Genomic DNA, 16,065 nt, shown 5'->3' on the forward strand with positions numbered 1-16,065 from the left:
GCACTAACGAAGTTCGGACGGCGAATTGCGCACGATCTTGATGCTGTGCGTCAGGGTCGGCTTGCGCGTGACGCTGATGGCGCGGCGCGTGACAGTGTCGATGGTGATGTTCCAGAAGCCAGTGCTGGGCACCTTGATCCGCGCCGGAAACTTTTCGAAAGCCCCGCCGTGGTAGGCGTGGCGGCCACCGTTGCGAAAGCTGCGGAAGTTCTTGTCGTTCATCAGGCGGATGTTGCAGGGCTGGGAGCATTCGATGATCACGAAATCGTCTTCGTTTAGGTGTTCGCGCTGATGGATGAATTTCATGTACCGCTCCGGGCCGCAGACTGACAAAGCGCGGAGGTTAACATAGCCGCCCTCTGAGCCCGGCGAACCTGCGCGTTCGGTGGTCGGCGCGCCCGCGGTATGTCTGACACAATGTAGCCCGCCAGGGTTTCGAATCACTTCGTTCAAAAGGTCTCTTATGCAGCCGGCGAATCAGGCGCTTGAAGCCGCCTCGCCAACGGTCCGCCACGCAACACGTGTCGGATTCTTCATGGCCGGGTTCGGCTTGTCCGTCTGGGCGCCGCTGGTTCCCTACGTGCGGGCTCGCATCGAGATGAGCGACGCCTTGTTCGGCATGCTGTTGCTTTGCGTCGGGATCGGGTCGCTGACCTGGATGCCGCTGTCCGGCATGCTCGTCGCCCGACAGGGCATCCGCCCGGTCATTCTTGGCAGCGTGGCCCTGCTCGCCCTGGCGTTGGCCGGAATGGCACTGACCGATTCGATATTGGTGCTTGCGCTGGCGTTGTTCTGCTTTGGCGGCAGCCTTGGGGTGATCGATGTCGCCTTCAATATTCAGGGCGTAATGGTCGAACGAGACACCGGCAAGCGCTATATGTCGAACTTCCATGGCATGTTCAGCCTCGGCTCGATCAGCGGGGCGCTTGCCTTGACCGGCGCGCTGACGCTGGGTATGGCACCGGCCGTTGGCACGCTGCTAATGGTCGGATTGATCGTGCTGGCCAACCTCGCCGTCTCCCCGGGACTGCTGCGCGAACGGGCACCAGCCGGAGGCGTCGCCTTCGTACGGCCCAGCGGCATGGTGCTGCTGGTCGGCAGCCTGTGTTTCATCGTCTACCTTGCCGAAGGCGCCGTGCTCGACTGGAGCGCGCTCTACCTCACCGAAAACAAAGCCCTGGATGCGGCGCGGGGCGGGCTCGGCTATGCGAGTTTCGCACTGATGGTGACCCTGGGCCGCTTTCTTGGCGCCCCAGTCGTCAGCAGCCTGGGCACGGCTCGTGTGATCGGCTTCGGGGGCGTATTGGCAGCCGTTGGCATCGCTCTGACGCTGGTCACCGAGCATTGGGGGCTGGCCCTGCTGGGTTATGGATTGTGCGGCCTGGGCTGCGCGAATGTCTCGCCGGTAATGATTTCCTCGCTCAGCCGGCAGCAGGTGATGCCAGTCAACCAGGCGATCACGGCTGCGACCACCATCGGGTTCGCCGGTGTGCTGGCGGGGCCGGCCGTGATCGGAGTGATCGCTCACTACGCTTCGCTGACGCTGGCCTTCGCCCTCCTCGCTCTACTGTTGCTCGGACTGACGCTGGGCTGTCGTCGCTTCATCGATTGAACTGACAGCGCGCTACAGACCGCGCCCGCTCCTTTGGCTAGAATGCGCGCCCTATGCGCATCCCAGACGTTCATCAGCAGCTCGCCGACCTCGGCGCCAAGCCCGTCCATGTCGGCCGGGTCACGCGTGCCTGGTTAAGTGGCCGTGCGCTCGACGCTGGAACGCGCCATCAGCGTAGCGAGGATTTTTTGCCGCTGTCGGTGCGCAGCGGCCTGCCTATCTTCAGCGAGCGGCTCGGCCAACTGGCCCGCTTGCGCTCGGAGCACCCGGCCGCTGATGGCTCGGCACGTCTGCTGGTAGAGCTGGGGGATGGGCAGCTCGTCGAAAGCGTGTTGCTGCCGCGCGGTGGCCTGTGCGTCTCGAGCCAAGTCGGTTGCGCGGTCGGCTGCGTGTTCTGCATGACGGGCAAGAGCGGCCTGATTCGCCAGCTCGGCAGCGCCGAAATCGTCGCCCAGGTCGCGCTCGCCCGACGCTTCCGCGCGGTGAAGAAGGTCGTGTTCATGGGCATGGGCGAGCCGGCACACAATCTGGACAACGTCCTCGAAGCGATCGACCTGCTCGGCACGGAGGGCGGCGTCGGCCACCGGAACCTGGTGTTCTCGACCGTCGGAGACCGGCGGGTCTTCGAGCGCCTGCCGCAGCAGAAGGTGAGGCCTGCCCTCGCGTTGTCCCTGCATACCACCGATCCGGCGCTGCGCCGCGCATTGCTGCCACGCGCACCGGCACTCGACCCAGCCGAACTGGTCGAGTTGGGCGAGGCCTATGCCCGCCAGATCGACTACCCGATCCAGTACCAGTGGACCTTGCTCAAGGGGCTCAACGACGGCGTGGACGAGATGGATGGCATCATCCGGCTCCTGCGCGGCAAGTACGCCATCATGAACGTCATCCCTTACAACAGCCTCGACGATGACGATTATCAGCGCCCCGACGCCGAGCGCATTCATCAGATCATGCGCTACCTCCATGCGAACGGCGTGCTGACAAAGATCCGCAATTCCGCCGGGCAAGACATCGAAGGCGGATGCGGCCAGTTACGTGCACGCGCCGAGCGCATCGTCCATGAGCGTCGTCAGCCTACTGAAAGGCCCGCGCCAGAGCCGCTGCGCTGAACGCTTCCGCCCCCTCGCTGTCCTAGCGCATCGGCTCCCATCCGCGAGCCAGGCCAACACGCCGCCCCATTAACAGGCCCATTCAGGGCAGAGCACAGCATGCATACACTGGAACGACTCAAGCGCGGCGAGCTTGCCGGCACTACTCGCCTGGACCTGTCCGAGGACCTCGACGCCTTTCCAACCGAAATCTTCCAGCTGGCGGACACCCTCGAGGTGCTCAACCTGTCCGGCAATCGCCTGAGCCGGCTACCCGACGACCTGCATCGGCTGCACCGGTTACGGATTCTGTTCTGCTCGAATAACGCCTTTACCGAAGTGCCATCGGCCCTGGGCCGCTGCGCCCGGCTGGAGATGGTCGGTTTCAAGGCGAACCAGATCCAACGCCTGCCAGCCGAAGCCCTTCCGCCGTCCCTGCGCTGGCTGATCCTGACCGACAATCGCCTCGAAACGCTGCCAGCCGAAATCGGCCAATGCCATCGCCTGCAGAAGCTCATGCTCGCCGGTAACCGGCTCCAGGCCTTGCCGCAATCGCTTGCCCGCTGCGAACGGCTTGAACTTCTGCGGGTTGCGGCGAACCGGCTCCCCGCCCTGCCCGGCTGGCTACTCGAGATGCCACGGCTGACGTGGCTGGCATTTGGCGGAAACCCATTCAGTGATGCGATGGAAGACGACATTCTCGCGGCCCATCCGCTGCCCCCGGTAGCTCGTGACGACGTCGCGCTCGGCCCGGTGCTCGGCCAGGGTGCCTCGGGCACCATCTATCAAGCCCAGTGGCGGCGCGCCGATGGGCTTCAACCCATGGCGGCAAAGCTGTTCAAGGGCAACGTCACCAGCGATGGCCTGCCGCACAGCGAAATGGCCGCCAGCCTCTCGGCCGGCGCGCATCCCAACCTCATCCCTGTCGCCGGGCCGCTGGCGACAGCGGGAGACGAACTACCGGGGCTGTTGATGGCGCTCATCGACCCGGCGTTCACCGCCCTCGCCGGGCCGCCGTCGTTCGAGACATGCACGCGTGACTGCTACGCACCGGAGCGCCGTTTCGCCGCAGACGAGGTCCTACGCATCGCCGCGAGCGTGGCGGACGTCGTTCATCACCTGCATGGGCGCGGCATCCTGCACGGCGATCTGTATGCCCATAACCTGCTGGTCGCACCGGGCGGGCAAACGTTACTCAGCGACTTCGGCGCTGCGTCCTTTTACGACCCGCATGGCGTACAGGCGGCGGCGCTGCAGCGTTTGGAAGCGCGCGCCTTCGGCTGCCTGCTGGAAGAATTGTTGGCACATTGCGATGTAGCCGGTCGTGATCTGCGCTTGCAGGCGCTGACCGACCTCAAGCGGCACTGCTTGGCAGACGCGCCCGCCGAGAGGCCGGATTTCGCCCTGCTGCAACGGACGATTCGCCAGCTTTTAGACAAAGCGGCCGAGTAGTTGCATGGGAAGGCGTCGATTCCACGACGGCGACGGCTTCCTGACACCATGACCCCATCTGACACCCGCGCACCTGCGCCCTATGCAGCGCCAGCCTCCGACGATGCGCTGGCGCGCGATCCATTCATCCTCGGCCTCAAGGAGCGCCTGCCCGAGCAGGTGCGCGAAAGCTTCACTGACCAGCAGCTCGAAGGGTTGCGCAGCGCCTTCGCGACCCGCTCGTGGGGTCGGCACAAGTTCGACCTGCGAGGCACCTTCAGCCTGTGGAGCAACCAGTACTACTTCGTGCTCGTGGGCGGGCGCAACAAGCGAAGCTTGTCGCGTAGCCAGCGCAACCTGTCACTGGCTGCCAAGGCCGGGGCGATTACGCTGTTTCTGTTTTTCTCGATGCTGATCGGCCTGGTCGCGCTGTACCTGATCAAGTCGGCGCTTGGCATCAACCTGCTGCCCAACTATTCGCTGGGGCTGTGGGATTGGTTCAAGGGTGGCAGGTAATCTGATCATGCGGCGTCATTCACCAATCAGGATCAGCTTGCCGGTCTCCGGGTCCCGGTAAACCTGCCCGACGCTCTCCAGGCCCTTACCGGTATCGCCTTCGAGGCTGTCGGGCAGGCGCGGCAGCTCGCGCCCGCGCTCGACCGTCATTGGCTGCCGGGCCTGACTTAGCTGTTCGAGCAGGTCCGTTTGAGCGACCAGCGCCGCAATCAACCCGCACGCGAATACCAGTACCACGTCAACCATGTTAGCCAGCGGACCGAGCGGGTCGTCATCGCCAGCGACGAACCGGCTGGAACGCCAGCGCCTACGCATTCCCACGCGCCTCGGCCACTTCCATATCGTCGAGCAGCTCGTCGTACCAGCGGCGCCGCAAGCGGCCCAGCGCAAAGCCGAACACCCCGATCAGCAAGCCCAGCACCGTGGTATCGAATGCCACGCGCATGGCCACGCTGAGAATTTGCACGTTGCCATCGCCAAGCGCGGCAAGCCCAGGACCGAGTGGGATCAAGGTCCCCATCAGGCCGAGCATGGGCCCGACCCGAGCGATCAAGTCCGCTCTATCGAGCCGACGACGCCCACGCCGCTCGATCTCAGCGACTGGCAAACCGCGCCAACGCCGCAAGCCACCCAGCCGCTCGCCAGCGGCGACACCCGCATCGATGATCGCCAGCGCCAGTAGCCCGAACAACGCCCAGGTCACTGGTTGCAGCAGCCAACCAACCAGCAGGTGCAGCCAGCTGAACAAATGGTTGTCGAACATCAGGCAGCCCTCCGAAGCGAGGCATTCCGGCCTCGCCACACGCCTATCGCGAGCAACGACAACATGATCAGCGCAGCAATCCAGAGGTACTGGGTCGCGCTGCCCTGCCCCGTCTCCTGCTGCTCAGCCTGTTGCTCGGCAGCGCGCTGCGTCGTTTCTGGTTGGATTTCGGTGATGCTGTTCGGCTTTGGTTCTCGCTCGGCAGGCTCGCGCAGGGCCGCCTCCAGGCGCGTTTGCAGCGACTCGCGCAAGGCTGGGTCCAGCTGTGGAAGTAGCCAATCGAACATTGGATGATCGGGCCGCGTATGGCCACTGCCGGGCAGGCCATGTTCACTCACCAATCTGGCGAACGCCTCACCGAGCGCCTTGCGCGTGGGCTCGTCGGCCTGCCAGAAGCCCTTTTGGATCGCGACGAGCATGATCGCGAGCATGTTGGACTTCACATGGACATTGGCGCCCTGCTCGAGAAACGCATCGATGCCCAAGTCGTAGCGATCATCGAGATAGACCGCCTTGACCTCTTCCCAAGCGCTGTCCTGAATGATGTCCGGATTGGTTACCTGCCAGCCCCACAGGTACTCGAGAAACTCGCTGCCCATGGTGCGTGCCCCGGCGTAGTCATGCTGCATCAGTGCCTTGATCCAGGCCGGGTTGAGGAAGCGCCCCCGCAACTCGGCCAGCAGCGCCTGCTGCAACGGCTCGAGGCGGACCCGGCTCGGGTCGTTGTGCCAACTGACGATGTTCTCCGGCGCCTGACCGGCCAGATGTTCGACCGCCGTGCTCAAGCCGCCGAGATAATCGAAGGCGTCGTTGTTGTCCATCAGCCCGTACAGATTGCTCGAGCGCCCTAGGTAGGTTCGGGTCACATGCTTCAGCCCTTCCTCGAACACCTCATGCGCGGGCTCGCCGTTGTGCTGTAAGCCGTAAGCATGTCCCATCCGGTTGACGTAGCTGTTGGCCAGCTCGCTACGCTGCTGCCAACTGCCCGAGCGCTCTACTAAGGTGTTGATGCCCGCCCCGTAGGCCCCAGGCGCGACGCCGAATAGACGCAACGCCGACAGCCGGCCCGCCTGGGTTTCGTCCACTCCACCATCGAGCCGGCGCGCCGCGTCGCGAACCCAGTGCGCAGCCACCAGGTTCTGCCCGAGCGGCTCATGCCCGCCACTGGCAAGCGAGCCAATCGGTTCGAGCGCCGCATCGAGAGCGGTGCGCAGCGCTGGGTAGTCCTTGCGAATGGTGTCGCTCGCCCCGTCGAGCGCAAGGAGGACGGCCCGCTCAAGCAATGCCAGCTGGTCAGCGTAGAGATCACGAAACAGCCCGGAGGTCGTGAACATCAGGTCACGGCGCTGCGCATCTGCTTCGAGCGGCAACCGGGTGATGCCTTCGACGATACCGCGGCTGTTCCAGACCGGCTCGACGCCAAGCAGCGAAAGACCGAACGCGACCATGGCTCCTTCGTCACGCACCGTATCCGACGCCCAGAGGATCACCGCTTCGCGCCCGCCCTCTGGCATCGGCCGTTCGCGGGCCCGGTCGGCCAGTTCCTGGCCGATCCCCCAGCCAATCCGGCTCGGTAACAGGCTGCTGTCGAGCGCGTGGAAGTTCCGTCCAGTGGGCAGAGCTTCCGGAGTCCGGATCGGATCATTGCCCTTGCCTGGCGCGACGAAGCCGCCTTCGAGCGCTCGGATCAAGGCCTGCATCTCGGCTTCAGGCGAGTCGACCAGAGCCTGGCGATGCCTTGCCTGGTCGGTGCCCATCGAGGCCATCAACGTGTCCACCGCTTCGTCAGACCAGGGCTTGCCGAACACATGCAGGCCGAGCGGCATGAAGCGCTCCTGAATGTTGGTCAGGTAATGGCCAACCTCATGCACCAGCAGCTCGTCATCGACCTGCTCGAAATCGATACCGCGCGCCGCCAGCGGATCGGCCATCGACTCGCGCAGTTCGGGCTCCAGCCCAGAGCGGCTCACCAGCGATTTGATTTCGGCAATGGTCGCGCGTCGCGCCGGGCCCTCGCTACTGCCGGTGCCCGCCTCGAAGCTCTCGATAAGTTGCCGCAGTTTGAGCAGATCGTCATACAAGGGCGTGGCAACGAGCGGTGGCGTCAGGTGATCGACCATCACGGCCAGCCCGCGGCGCTTGGCCTGGATCCCCTCGCCGACACCATCGACGATGTACGGATAGATACTCGGCAGGTCGCCAACAATCTGCAGCGGATAATCTTCGGCACTCAAACCCGCCCGGCGCCGCGGCAAAAACTCGTAGGTCGAGTGCCGGCCCAAGTGCACCAGCGCATCGGCACGAAACCCGTCACGCAACCAGTGATAGAAGCCCAGATACTGGTGAGGCGGCGGGAAGACGAGGTTCGCGTGCAGCAATTCTTCGTCGACTTCCCAACCACGCGGCGGTTGCGGGCCGATGAAGACGTTACCCAGCTGAACGCCAGGAAAGATCATCCGGCCGTCCTGCACCATGACCTGACCGGGCGCCTCGCCCCACCCACGTAACCCTTCGATGCCAGTTGCCGCGAGCCCCTCGATCAATGCGTCCGCCTCGGCCCAATTGGCCAGGCCCGGTTGGGCCAGCGCCTGCTCGTAGAAGTCCTCGAGCTGCGCCAGCAAGTCGAGCGCCCGCGCCCGGGCCGGGTGATCGACACCATCGAGAACGTGGTGCAGCTCGCTCGAACCACTGCGCAGCGTGTGCCGGGCAATTTCGAGGTGCGAGCCCTGCAGGGCGCGCCGCATCTGCGCGTTCCAATAGCCCAGCGGGCCGTGCTCCATTTCTGCTTGAAGCGCGGCGGGCAAACTGCGGAACCAGCGCAGGTACGCCTCGCGGTCCAGCCCAGCGACCTTGCCAACCATCTCCGCCAGGGCGTCGCCCTGCTCGGGCAGGTTGACGCCTCGATCCTGTAACAGGGCCAGCAACGCCTCGGGGGATTCAGGTAGCGCCCCGGTGTTGTAGCCCTCAGCCCTGAGCCGCTGAAGGATGGCGAACAGCGATTGCGGCACGTCCAGGTTGTCGGCACCAATGTTGTGCCGGCCCGGTGGGTGGTTGTAATAGATGATCGCGACGCGCTTGTTCTCGTTGGATTTTTTCTGCAGCCGTTGCCAGCGATGGATCCGAGCCGCAATCGCCTCGACCCGCGACGGTAGCGGCTGGCTGAAACCGAAACGAATGCCGGAATTCGGGTCGATCTGAGCCGATGCCCAGGCAGCCAGGACCATCGGTTGGCTGATGCCTTGGAGTTCAGGCATGGCGAGCTGGTAATGGACTTTGTCGCGCCCGAGACCATCGCTCGACAGCTGCCAGCCATCTTCGTCTCGATCCGCCAGGCGAAGCGCCTTGAGGACGGGGACATCGAGGCGCTTCAGCAGGTCGGTCGCCTCCTCGCGCCCCTCGCCTCCACCCAGCACGAAATCCTGCAGCACCACAACGGCTGCCAGCGGCGGATGCTGGGCACCCTCGAGCCAGCGCAGGGCCTGAAGCGTGCCCTCACCCCAAGTGGCGAACAGGCTGACGCAGGCTATGTCGCGTTGCTGGAGGGTCTGGCATAACGCATCGTTGAGATCGGCATCGCCGTGGCGGTCCGCGCGGCCGTGGTCGATTACCGCGACCAGCGTCTCGCCGCGCCAGGCCAGTTCGGTAGGGTCGGTAATCTGCCCGTCCTGATAGAAGCGCAACGCAGGACGAGGCTCGGGCGGCATGACCGTTCCCGGCTGGCCTCGATTGGCGAGCCAGCCGAGCAGCCTGGCGATGTTCTCGCTCCCACCACCTAGCCAGTAACTGCGTGCCTCGATCCATGGGGCCTGATCGGGATTGGCATCGCCGAGTTCGCGAACCCAGCCGACCAGATCATCCCCCGGCTTTTCCGCACCCAGTCGTGTCGCATGTTCACGGTCGCGGAACACCCGCTGGCCATCGAAGCGGCTCATGACAACAAGCGTCTGGTCGCTGTGCATGATGATCCGATCGCCTGCCGCGTGCGCCTGGATCAGCGGGCGTAAGCGATCCACTTCAGTGCCGAAGACACCCACTACCAGCAGGCTTTCACCCGTGCCGAGCCAGTCGGCGACGTCCGCGTCGCTCATCTCCGAGAGCTGTTCGGGCGTGCGGGCGCTGATGTCGGCACCGGGAACCCGGTGCTTGAACTGCACCACGGCCGAGGCAAACTCCGCGGCGCTGTACTGCGAAATGATGGCGTTGATCTGGCCGGCGAACAGCGGCTGTGCCACCAGGACCAACAAGGCGGTGCACAGGACCCGCATCGATAGAAACATGCCCACTCCCGTTTCGGGGACGCGCGGGCGACAGAAACCCCACGTCCGACACCGACGAGGGGTTTCCGAGGCTGCCGCCCACCGCGACAATTCCTTGGGGAGTACGGGCTGGTATCGGGCTCAGTCGAACGCGTCGACCCTACCGTTGCGGGGGCAGCATCAGCTTTCACTGATTTCCCATTCAACCCAGACCATGATCCGGGCACCGCGCACTCCATGAAGCCGGCCACCATCCGGCCGACCGCGCGAACCTTACGCGCCGCCCCAGGTGAGATCAAGCATGCCGCAGTCCTGGGCGCCATCCGTCAAGTCTGGCTAGACTCCCCTACAGCAGTCTTGCGGAGCCTACCTATGAAAGATGAGCAGCAACCCAAATCGCTGACCTGGCGACAATTGCTCCAGAGTGTGCTGGCCGGCGCGCTGGGCGTGCAGAGCGGCAAGAACCGCGTACGCGACTTCAATCACGGCAAGCCGAGCCAATTCATCCTGCTTGGGGTCGGCTTCACTGCGCTATTTGTACTGGTGCTGCTCGGCGTCGTGAAACTGGTGCTCTATCTGGTAGCGCTGTAACGCCCACGGTTACTGATGGCTGACCCAGAACACTGCGGTTGCGACGACGAGCAGGATGATGAAGAAGATCGCGGTGGCGTCCGCGCGACTGTCATTGCCATGATGTTCGGACACGGCTGCGCTCCTTGTTATCGATTGGAATGAGGCGCTGGAACAACGTTGCTGCTAAGAGTTAAGACCACCCCGGCGCAGCCCTCAAGGCAGCTTTACGAAATATCAAAATGGCGGCGTTTCGTTCTAAACATATTCCCAAACATCACTTTTGCGCATAACTGCTAGCTGGTATCTTGCCGCCCTCCCTGAATGGGTGCGCGGCCGTGCGCGCAGAAAGCTGTAAACAGCCCTGAGAACAGGACACCCCATGTACGTTTACGACCAGTACGACCAACACATCATCGAGGATCGCGTGCGTCAGTTCCGCGACCAAACCCGCCGCTTCCTGGCGGGCGAGCTCGGTGGTGAGGAATTCCGCCCGCTGCGCTTGCAGAATGGCCTCTATATCCAGCGGTATGCGCCCATGCTGCGCATCGCGGTGCCATACGGGCTGCTGTCCTCCACACAGGTGCGCAAGCTGGCGGAGATCGCCCGCAACTACGACAAAGGTTACGCCCATATCAGCACCCGCACCAACGTACAGTTCAATTGGCCAGAACTCGAAGACGTGCCTGATATCCTTGCAGAGCTGGCGACAGTCCAGATGCATGCCATCCAGACGAGCGGCAACTGCATTCGTAACACGACGACCGACCAGTTCGCCGGCGTCGCGCGCGACGAGCTTGTCGACCCGCGCCCCTGGTGCGAAATCATTCGGCAGTGGTCGACCTTTCACCCTGAGTTCGCCTTCCTGCCACGTAAATTCAAGATCGCTGTCAACGGTGCCGTCAGCGACCGTGCCGCCATCGAGGTGCACGATATTGGCCTGGAAGCGGTGCAGAACGACGCCGGCGAGCTGGGCTTCCGCGTTTCCGTCGGTGGAGGCCTTGGCCGAACGCCGATCGTCGGCAGCTTCATCAACGAATTCCTGCCGTGGCAGCACTTGCTGACGTACCTCGACGCCATCTTGCGCGTGTACAACCGTTATGGCCGTCGTGACAACAAGTTCAAGGCGCGGATCAAGATCTTGGTCAAGGCGCTGACGCCCGAGGTGTTTGCCGAGCGTGTCGAAGCCGAGTGGTCCTATCTCAAGGACGGCCCCAATACACTGACCGACGCCGAAGTGGCCCGCGTCAGCAAGTTCTTCGTCGACCCCGCCTACAAGGCGCTTGACGACCAGGACGCCGCTCTCGCCCAGCTCGACGCCGAGCACCCGGGCTTCGCTCGTTGGCGCCAGCGTAACGTGGTCGCGCACAAGAAGCCGGGCTACGCTGCCGTCACCTTGTCGCTCAAGAGCACCGGCGTCGCCCCAGGCGACGTCACGGACAAGCAGCTCGACACCATTGCCGACCTGGCCGATCGCTACAGCTTCGGCGAGGTCCGTAATTCTCACGAGCAGAACATGATTCTCGCTGACGTCGAGCAGGCCCGCCTGTTCGAGCTGTGGAATGAGTTGCGCGAACTGGGTGTGGCAACCCCGAACATTGGTCTGCTGACCGACATCATCTGTTGCCCGGGCGGTGACTTCTGTTCACTGGCCAATGCCAAGTCGATTCCAATCGCCGAAGCGATCCAGCGCCGTTTCGACGACATGGACTACCTGTTCGACATCGGCAATATCGACCTGAACATCTCCGGCTGCATGAACGCCTGCGGCCACCACCACGTTGGTCACATTGGCATCCTCGGGGTGGACAAGAAGGGTGCGGAGTTTTACCAGGTTTCGCTCGGCGGCAGCTCGGGCCGCAACGCCAGCCTGGGCCAGATTCTCGGCCCATCGTTCGCTCAAGACGCGATGCCTGACGTGATCGAAAAGATCATCAAGGTCTACGTCGAACAGCGCACCGAAGACGAGCAATTCCTCGACACCTTCCGCCGTATCGGCATCGACCCCTTCAAGGAGCGCGTCTATGCAGCGAATCATTAAGAACGACCAGGTCGTCGACGAAACCTGGCACCTGCTGCCCAAGGATGTGAAGCTCGAAGAGCTCTCCAACTGCGACGACCTCATCGTGCCGTTCCAGCTATGGCTGGACCATGGCCACGCACTCAAGGCCCGCGACGGTGGCCTGGGCGTCTGGCTGGAAGCGGATGAAGCGGTCGAGGAGATCGCAGACGATCTGCAGCATTTTCAAGTCGTGGCGCTGAATTTCCCGGCCTTCACTGACGGGCGCCATTACTCGAGCGCCCGACTGCTTCGCGAGCGATACGGCTATAAAGGTGAGATCCGGGCGATTGGCGACGTACTGCGCGACCAGCTGTTCTATATGCGCCGCTGCGGCTTTGATGCCTTTGCCGTGCGCGCCGACCGCGACCCTTACGAAGCACTTGAAGGTCTGAAGGATTTTTCGGTCACCTACCAGCCTGCCGCCGACGAGCCGCTGCCGCTGTTCCGCCGTCGCCAGCCCTGAACGCCGCCAGCTGTGCTTGCGCGGCACAGGCGCACCGCCACGGCATGACAGGACAATGCTAAAAAAAGCCCTGCTTCGGCAGGGCTTTTTTAAAAACGCTTTGAGCAAGTCGCTCATGCGGCGAATGTGCTTCTAGAGCGCAGAGATGGCGTCACCCCTGCGGATACATCCAGAAGTTAGGGTGCTCGGTTTGCACATCCCCGTCCGCCACCTTCTTGCCGAAGGCATCCTTGATCTTTCTTGCCAGCGCGCTCATTTCCGACTCCTTGCGTTTCGAGTGATTACCGGTGCGCTAGCTTGTGGGAATCGCTCGAATCACTGAAATCGGTTTTGGCTATTCGGACAATAGCAAGCGGAACGACCAAGATCAGTCCAGCTTGACCAATGTCCGCCCCACCTGACCACCTGTAAGAATACGTTCGACCGCAGCCGGTAATTGGTCCAAGGTAATTTCTTCAGCCAGGCCGGACAGGTTCGGCACCTTCCACTGGACCGAGAGCTTGTCCCACATGGAGGCTTTCACCACCAGCGGGATTTCGACCGAGTCCACGCCGAGCAGGTTTACACCCCGCAGGATGAACGGCAACACGTTGGCCTGAAAGTGCGTGCCAGCCGTCAAGCCGCAGCAGGCGACACTGGCCCCTCGCTGCAGTGACTTGACCACATTGAACAGGATATCTCCGCCAATGGTGTCCACGGCGCCAGCCCATTGCTCCTTGAGGATAGGTTTCTCCACGCCCGCCTGCAGTGCGCTACGCTCGATGACGTCCTGCGCACCGAGGCGCTTCAGCAGATCCGCCTGGCTGGCCTTGCCGGTCACCGCGGCCACCTTGTAGCCAAGGCTTGCCAGGAGCGCGACTGCAATACTGCCAACGCCGCCGGTCGCCCCGGTGACGAGCACTGGGGCGTCGCCTGGCTCCAGGCCGGCCTGCTCCAGCTTGTCGACACAGAGTGCCGCTGTGAGACCTGCAGTTCCGAGGATCATTGCATCACGCAATGGCAGGCCCGAAGGTCGCTTGATGACCCACGCTGCCGGGACCCGGATGTACTGCCCGAACCCACCCGCAGTGTTCATGCCCAGGTCATAGCCAGTCACGATTACCTCATCTCCGACGGTGAACTCCGGCACGCTCGATTCAGCCACGGTGCCAGCGGCATCGATGCCAGGCGTGTGCGGAAACTGCCGCGTCACTCCGCGGTTGCCGGTCGCGGAAAGCGCATCCTTGTAATTGAGCGAGGAATAGGCGACGCGAATGAGCACCTCGCCGTGCGGCAGATCGTCAATGCTGCGCTCGACGACATTCGACTCGAAGCGACCGTCGGCCCTTTCGCTGGTCAGCAGCGCCTTGAAATTAGTCATTCGCTTTTCCTCATTGCCAGAATCGTTGTTCGTTCAGCCGCGTCCACCCTTTCAGCAAACCATGCTCCATCACCGCGCTGGCAGCCATGCCGAAACGCTCGGGCAGGCTTTTCTTCTCGGCATAGTGAAGGTGGAACAGATCGGCGCCACGGGCCCGCTCGGCAAGGTATTCATCACTGGTCTTGAGTTCATCAACCAGGCGCATGCCCAGCGCCGAAATACCCAGCCAGACCTCGCCAGTCGCAACCTCGTCTATCGCAAGCTCCTGCCGATAGCGGGCTACAAAATTCTTGAACAGTTCGTGAGTGGTTTCGAGATCATCCTGGAACTTCTCTCGGCCCTTCTCGGTGTTCTCGCCGAACACGGTCAGGGTGCGCTTGTATTCGCCTGCGGTCAGCACTTCAAAGTCGACGTCGTGCCTCTTGAGCAGCCGATGCACATTGGGTAACTGCGCGACGACACCAATCGAGCCGAGGATTGCGAAGGGCGCGCTCAGGATCTTCTGGCCAATACAGGCCATCATGTATCCGCCACTCGCCGCGACTTTGTCGACGCAGACCGTAAGCGGCACGCCGGCGTCGCGAACTCGCACCAGTTGCGAAGCCGCCAGGCCATAGCCATGCACCATCCCACCGCCACTTTCCAAGCGCAGCACAACCTCGTCCTGCGGGGTCGCCAAGCTCAGCACCGCGGTAATTTCATGACGAAGGCTCTCGACGGCGGAGGCCTTGATATCGCCATCGAAATCCAGCACGAAGACTCGAGGTCGCGTTTCGCCGGACTTCTTTGCCTGCTTGATTGCCTTGGCCTCGCGCTTGCGCTGCGCCTTGAGCTGATCCTTGTCCACCAGTGCCTGCTCGAGCCGCTCGCGCATCGACTTGTAGAAGTCATTGAGCTTTTGGACTTCGAGATGACCGCCCCCCTGTTTCCCGCGCCCCCGGCGTAACGATGCCAGCGCGATCAACACCACCAGCATCGCGACGACGAGCGTAACGGTCTTGGCCAGAAAACTTGCGTAGTCAGCAAGAAATTCCACATTTCCTCCTAGGGTCACTCGACCAGGCGCGCACAGGGCGCACTTAAAAACCGCCCAAGCATACCCAGTCCTTCCGCTGCGGAGCCAGCGCCACGCCATTCAAACAAACGTATGAATTGTCGTTGACACTCCTGAGGCATCCACCTACCCTCGCGAAAAACCTGGGCTGCGGAGCCAAGCATGGGCAGCATCTACCTGATCCGACACGGTCAGGCGTCGTTCGGCGCTGAAAACTACGACGTCCTCTCCCCGCTTGGCTTGCGGCAATCGCATGCGCTTGGTGAGTACTTGGGCCAGCTCGGCGTGCGCTTCGACCGTTGTGTCAGTGGTGAACTGCACCGGCAGCGGGACACCGCGCAGGCCACGCTCGAGCGCCTCGGCCAAACGTTTGATGCTGTTACGCCAACGCTCGAAATCGATGCCGCGTTCAACGAGTTTCCCGCGGACGAGGTCATCCGGGCGCACATGCCGGACCTCCTTGAGGTAGAACCGCATGCGCTGACCATTTTGCGTAACGCAGCAAACCATCGCAGCGAATTCCAGCGCCTCTTCAGTTATGTCATCCGACGCTGGGTTTCTGGCGATCACGAAAAGGATGGCCTTGAGAGCTGGCAGGGTTTCGTCGATCGCGTCGAGGGAGGCTTGACTCGCCTGCTCCTCGAGGCTGCGCCCACCGACCGCATTGCCATATTCACCTCCGGCGGAACCATCACCGCCCTGCTACAACTGATCATTGGCGTACCGCCGATCAAGGCATTTGAGCTCAATTGGCAGATCGTGAATACCTCGCTCAGCCAGTTGAAATTTCGCGCGGGAGAAGTCGCACTGGCGTCGTTCAACAACCGTGCGCACCTCGATATGCAGAAGCATCCGGAGCTGGTCACCTACCGATGAGCTCCACATCC

The 16,065-nt window shown here is 62.9% G+C and carries 14 protein-coding genes and 1 riboswitch; of the genes, 8 read left to right on the forward strand and 6 right to left on the reverse strand.

All coding sequences use genetic code 11. From position 1 onward, the window contains the following. Positions 1-3: 3 nt before the first annotated feature. Entirely contained in the window at positions 4-306 is a 303-nt protein-coding gene (locus KXR72_RS01945) for a DUF1883 domain-containing protein (protein ID WP_437419448.1), read from the reverse strand. 157 nt (positions 307-463) lie between these two features. Between KXR72_RS01945 and KXR72_RS01950 the strand changes: the two genes are divergently transcribed. From KXR72_RS01950 to KXR72_RS01965, 4 genes are all read left to right on the forward strand, one after another. Then, positions 464-1,612: an MFS transporter gene (locus KXR72_RS01950; RefSeq protein ID WP_437419449.1), complete on the forward strand. Its 1,149-nt coding sequence runs from the start codon at positions 464-466 to the stop codon at positions 1,610-1,612. Positions 1,613-1,665: 53 nt separating this feature from the next. Further along, entirely contained in the window at positions 1,666-2,724 is a 1,059-nt protein-coding gene (locus KXR72_RS01955) for an RNA methyltransferase (protein WP_437419450.1), read from the forward strand. A gap of 99 nt (positions 2,725-2,823) precedes the next feature. Continuing rightward, entirely contained in the window at positions 2,824-4,155 is a 1,332-nt protein-coding gene (locus KXR72_RS01960; protein WP_437419451.1) for a leucine-rich repeat-containing protein kinase family protein, read from the forward strand. A 48-nt stretch (positions 4,156-4,203) separates the two neighbouring features. Continuing rightward, positions 4,204-4,650: a 3-phosphoshikimate 1-carboxyvinyltransferase gene (locus KXR72_RS01965; RefSeq protein WP_437419452.1), complete on the forward strand. Its 447-nt coding sequence runs from the start codon at positions 4,204-4,206 to the stop codon at positions 4,648-4,650. Positions 4,651-4,665: 15 nt separating this feature from the next. Here KXR72_RS01965 and KXR72_RS01970 read toward each other — a convergent pair whose 3' ends face one another. From KXR72_RS01970 to KXR72_RS01980, 3 genes are read right to left on the reverse strand one after another with little or no spacing between them, the layout of a single operon-like run. Next, entirely contained in the window at positions 4,666-4,965 is a 300-nt protein-coding gene (locus tag KXR72_RS01970; protein WP_437419453.1) for a DUF2149 domain-containing protein, read from the reverse strand. Beyond that, on the reverse strand, positions 4,958-5,413 hold the full coding sequence (locus tag KXR72_RS01975) for a MotA/TolQ/ExbB proton channel family protein (RefSeq protein ID WP_437419454.1): 456 nt from the start codon (positions 5,411-5,413) through the stop codon (positions 4,958-4,960). The genes KXR72_RS01970 and KXR72_RS01975 overlap by 8 nt, the downstream gene beginning before the upstream one ends. Beyond that, on the reverse strand, positions 5,413-9,690 hold the full coding sequence (locus KXR72_RS01980) for a cobaltochelatase subunit CobN (RefSeq protein ID WP_437419455.1): 4,278 nt from the start codon (positions 9,688-9,690) through the stop codon (positions 5,413-5,415). The genes KXR72_RS01975 and KXR72_RS01980 overlap by 1 nt, the downstream gene beginning before the upstream one ends. A gap of 89 nt (positions 9,691-9,779) precedes the next feature. Next, positions 9,780-9,916, reverse strand: a riboswitch (cobalamin riboswitch). A gap of 125 nt (positions 9,917-10,041) precedes the next feature. On the opposite strand from KXR72_RS01980, the gene KXR72_RS01985 reads away from it, so the two are divergent. The 3 genes from KXR72_RS01985 (at position 10,042) to KXR72_RS01995 (ending at position 12,764) form a co-directional block, all read left to right on the forward strand. Beyond that, positions 10,042-10,260 carry a DUF2970 domain-containing protein gene (locus KXR72_RS01985; protein ID WP_437419456.1) on the forward strand — a complete coding sequence of 73 codons (219 nt, stop codon included), beginning with the start codon at positions 10,042-10,044 and terminating at the stop codon, positions 10,258-10,260. A gap of 361 nt (positions 10,261-10,621) precedes the next feature. Then, entirely contained in the window at positions 10,622-12,280 is a 1,659-nt protein-coding gene (locus KXR72_RS01990; RefSeq protein ID WP_437419457.1) for a nitrite/sulfite reductase, read from the forward strand. After that, entirely contained in the window at positions 12,264-12,764 is a 501-nt protein-coding gene (locus tag KXR72_RS01995; RefSeq protein ID WP_437419458.1) for a DUF934 domain-containing protein, read from the forward strand. The genes KXR72_RS01990 and KXR72_RS01995 overlap by 17 nt, the downstream gene beginning before the upstream one ends. A 367-nt stretch (positions 12,765-13,131) precedes the next feature. On the opposite strand, the gene KXR72_RS02000 is transcribed toward KXR72_RS01995, so the two are convergent. After that, positions 13,132-14,124, reverse strand: a complete 993-nt coding sequence (locus KXR72_RS02000; protein WP_437419459.1) for a YhdH/YhfP family quinone oxidoreductase — start codon at positions 14,122-14,124, stop codon at positions 13,132-13,134. A gap of 10 nt (positions 14,125-14,134) precedes the next feature. Continuing rightward, positions 14,135-15,160: a protease SohB gene (sohB, locus tag KXR72_RS02005; RefSeq protein WP_437419460.1), complete on the reverse strand. Its 1,026-nt coding sequence runs from the start codon at positions 15,158-15,160 to the stop codon at positions 14,135-14,137. Positions 15,161-15,340: 180 nt separating this feature from the next. Here sohB and KXR72_RS02010 point away from each other — a divergent pair, with 180 nt between their 5' ends. Beyond that, complete coding sequence (locus KXR72_RS02010; RefSeq protein WP_437419461.1) at positions 15,341-16,054, forward strand: histidine phosphatase family protein; 714 nt, start codon at positions 15,341-15,343, stop codon at positions 16,052-16,054. Positions 16,055-16,065 lie beyond the last annotated feature (11 nt).

Source organism: Stutzerimonas chloritidismutans, from assembly GCF_051486945.1.
Classification (GTDB): domain Bacteria; phylum Pseudomonadota; class Gammaproteobacteria; order Pseudomonadales; family Pseudomonadaceae; genus Stutzerimonas; species Stutzerimonas chloritidismutans_B.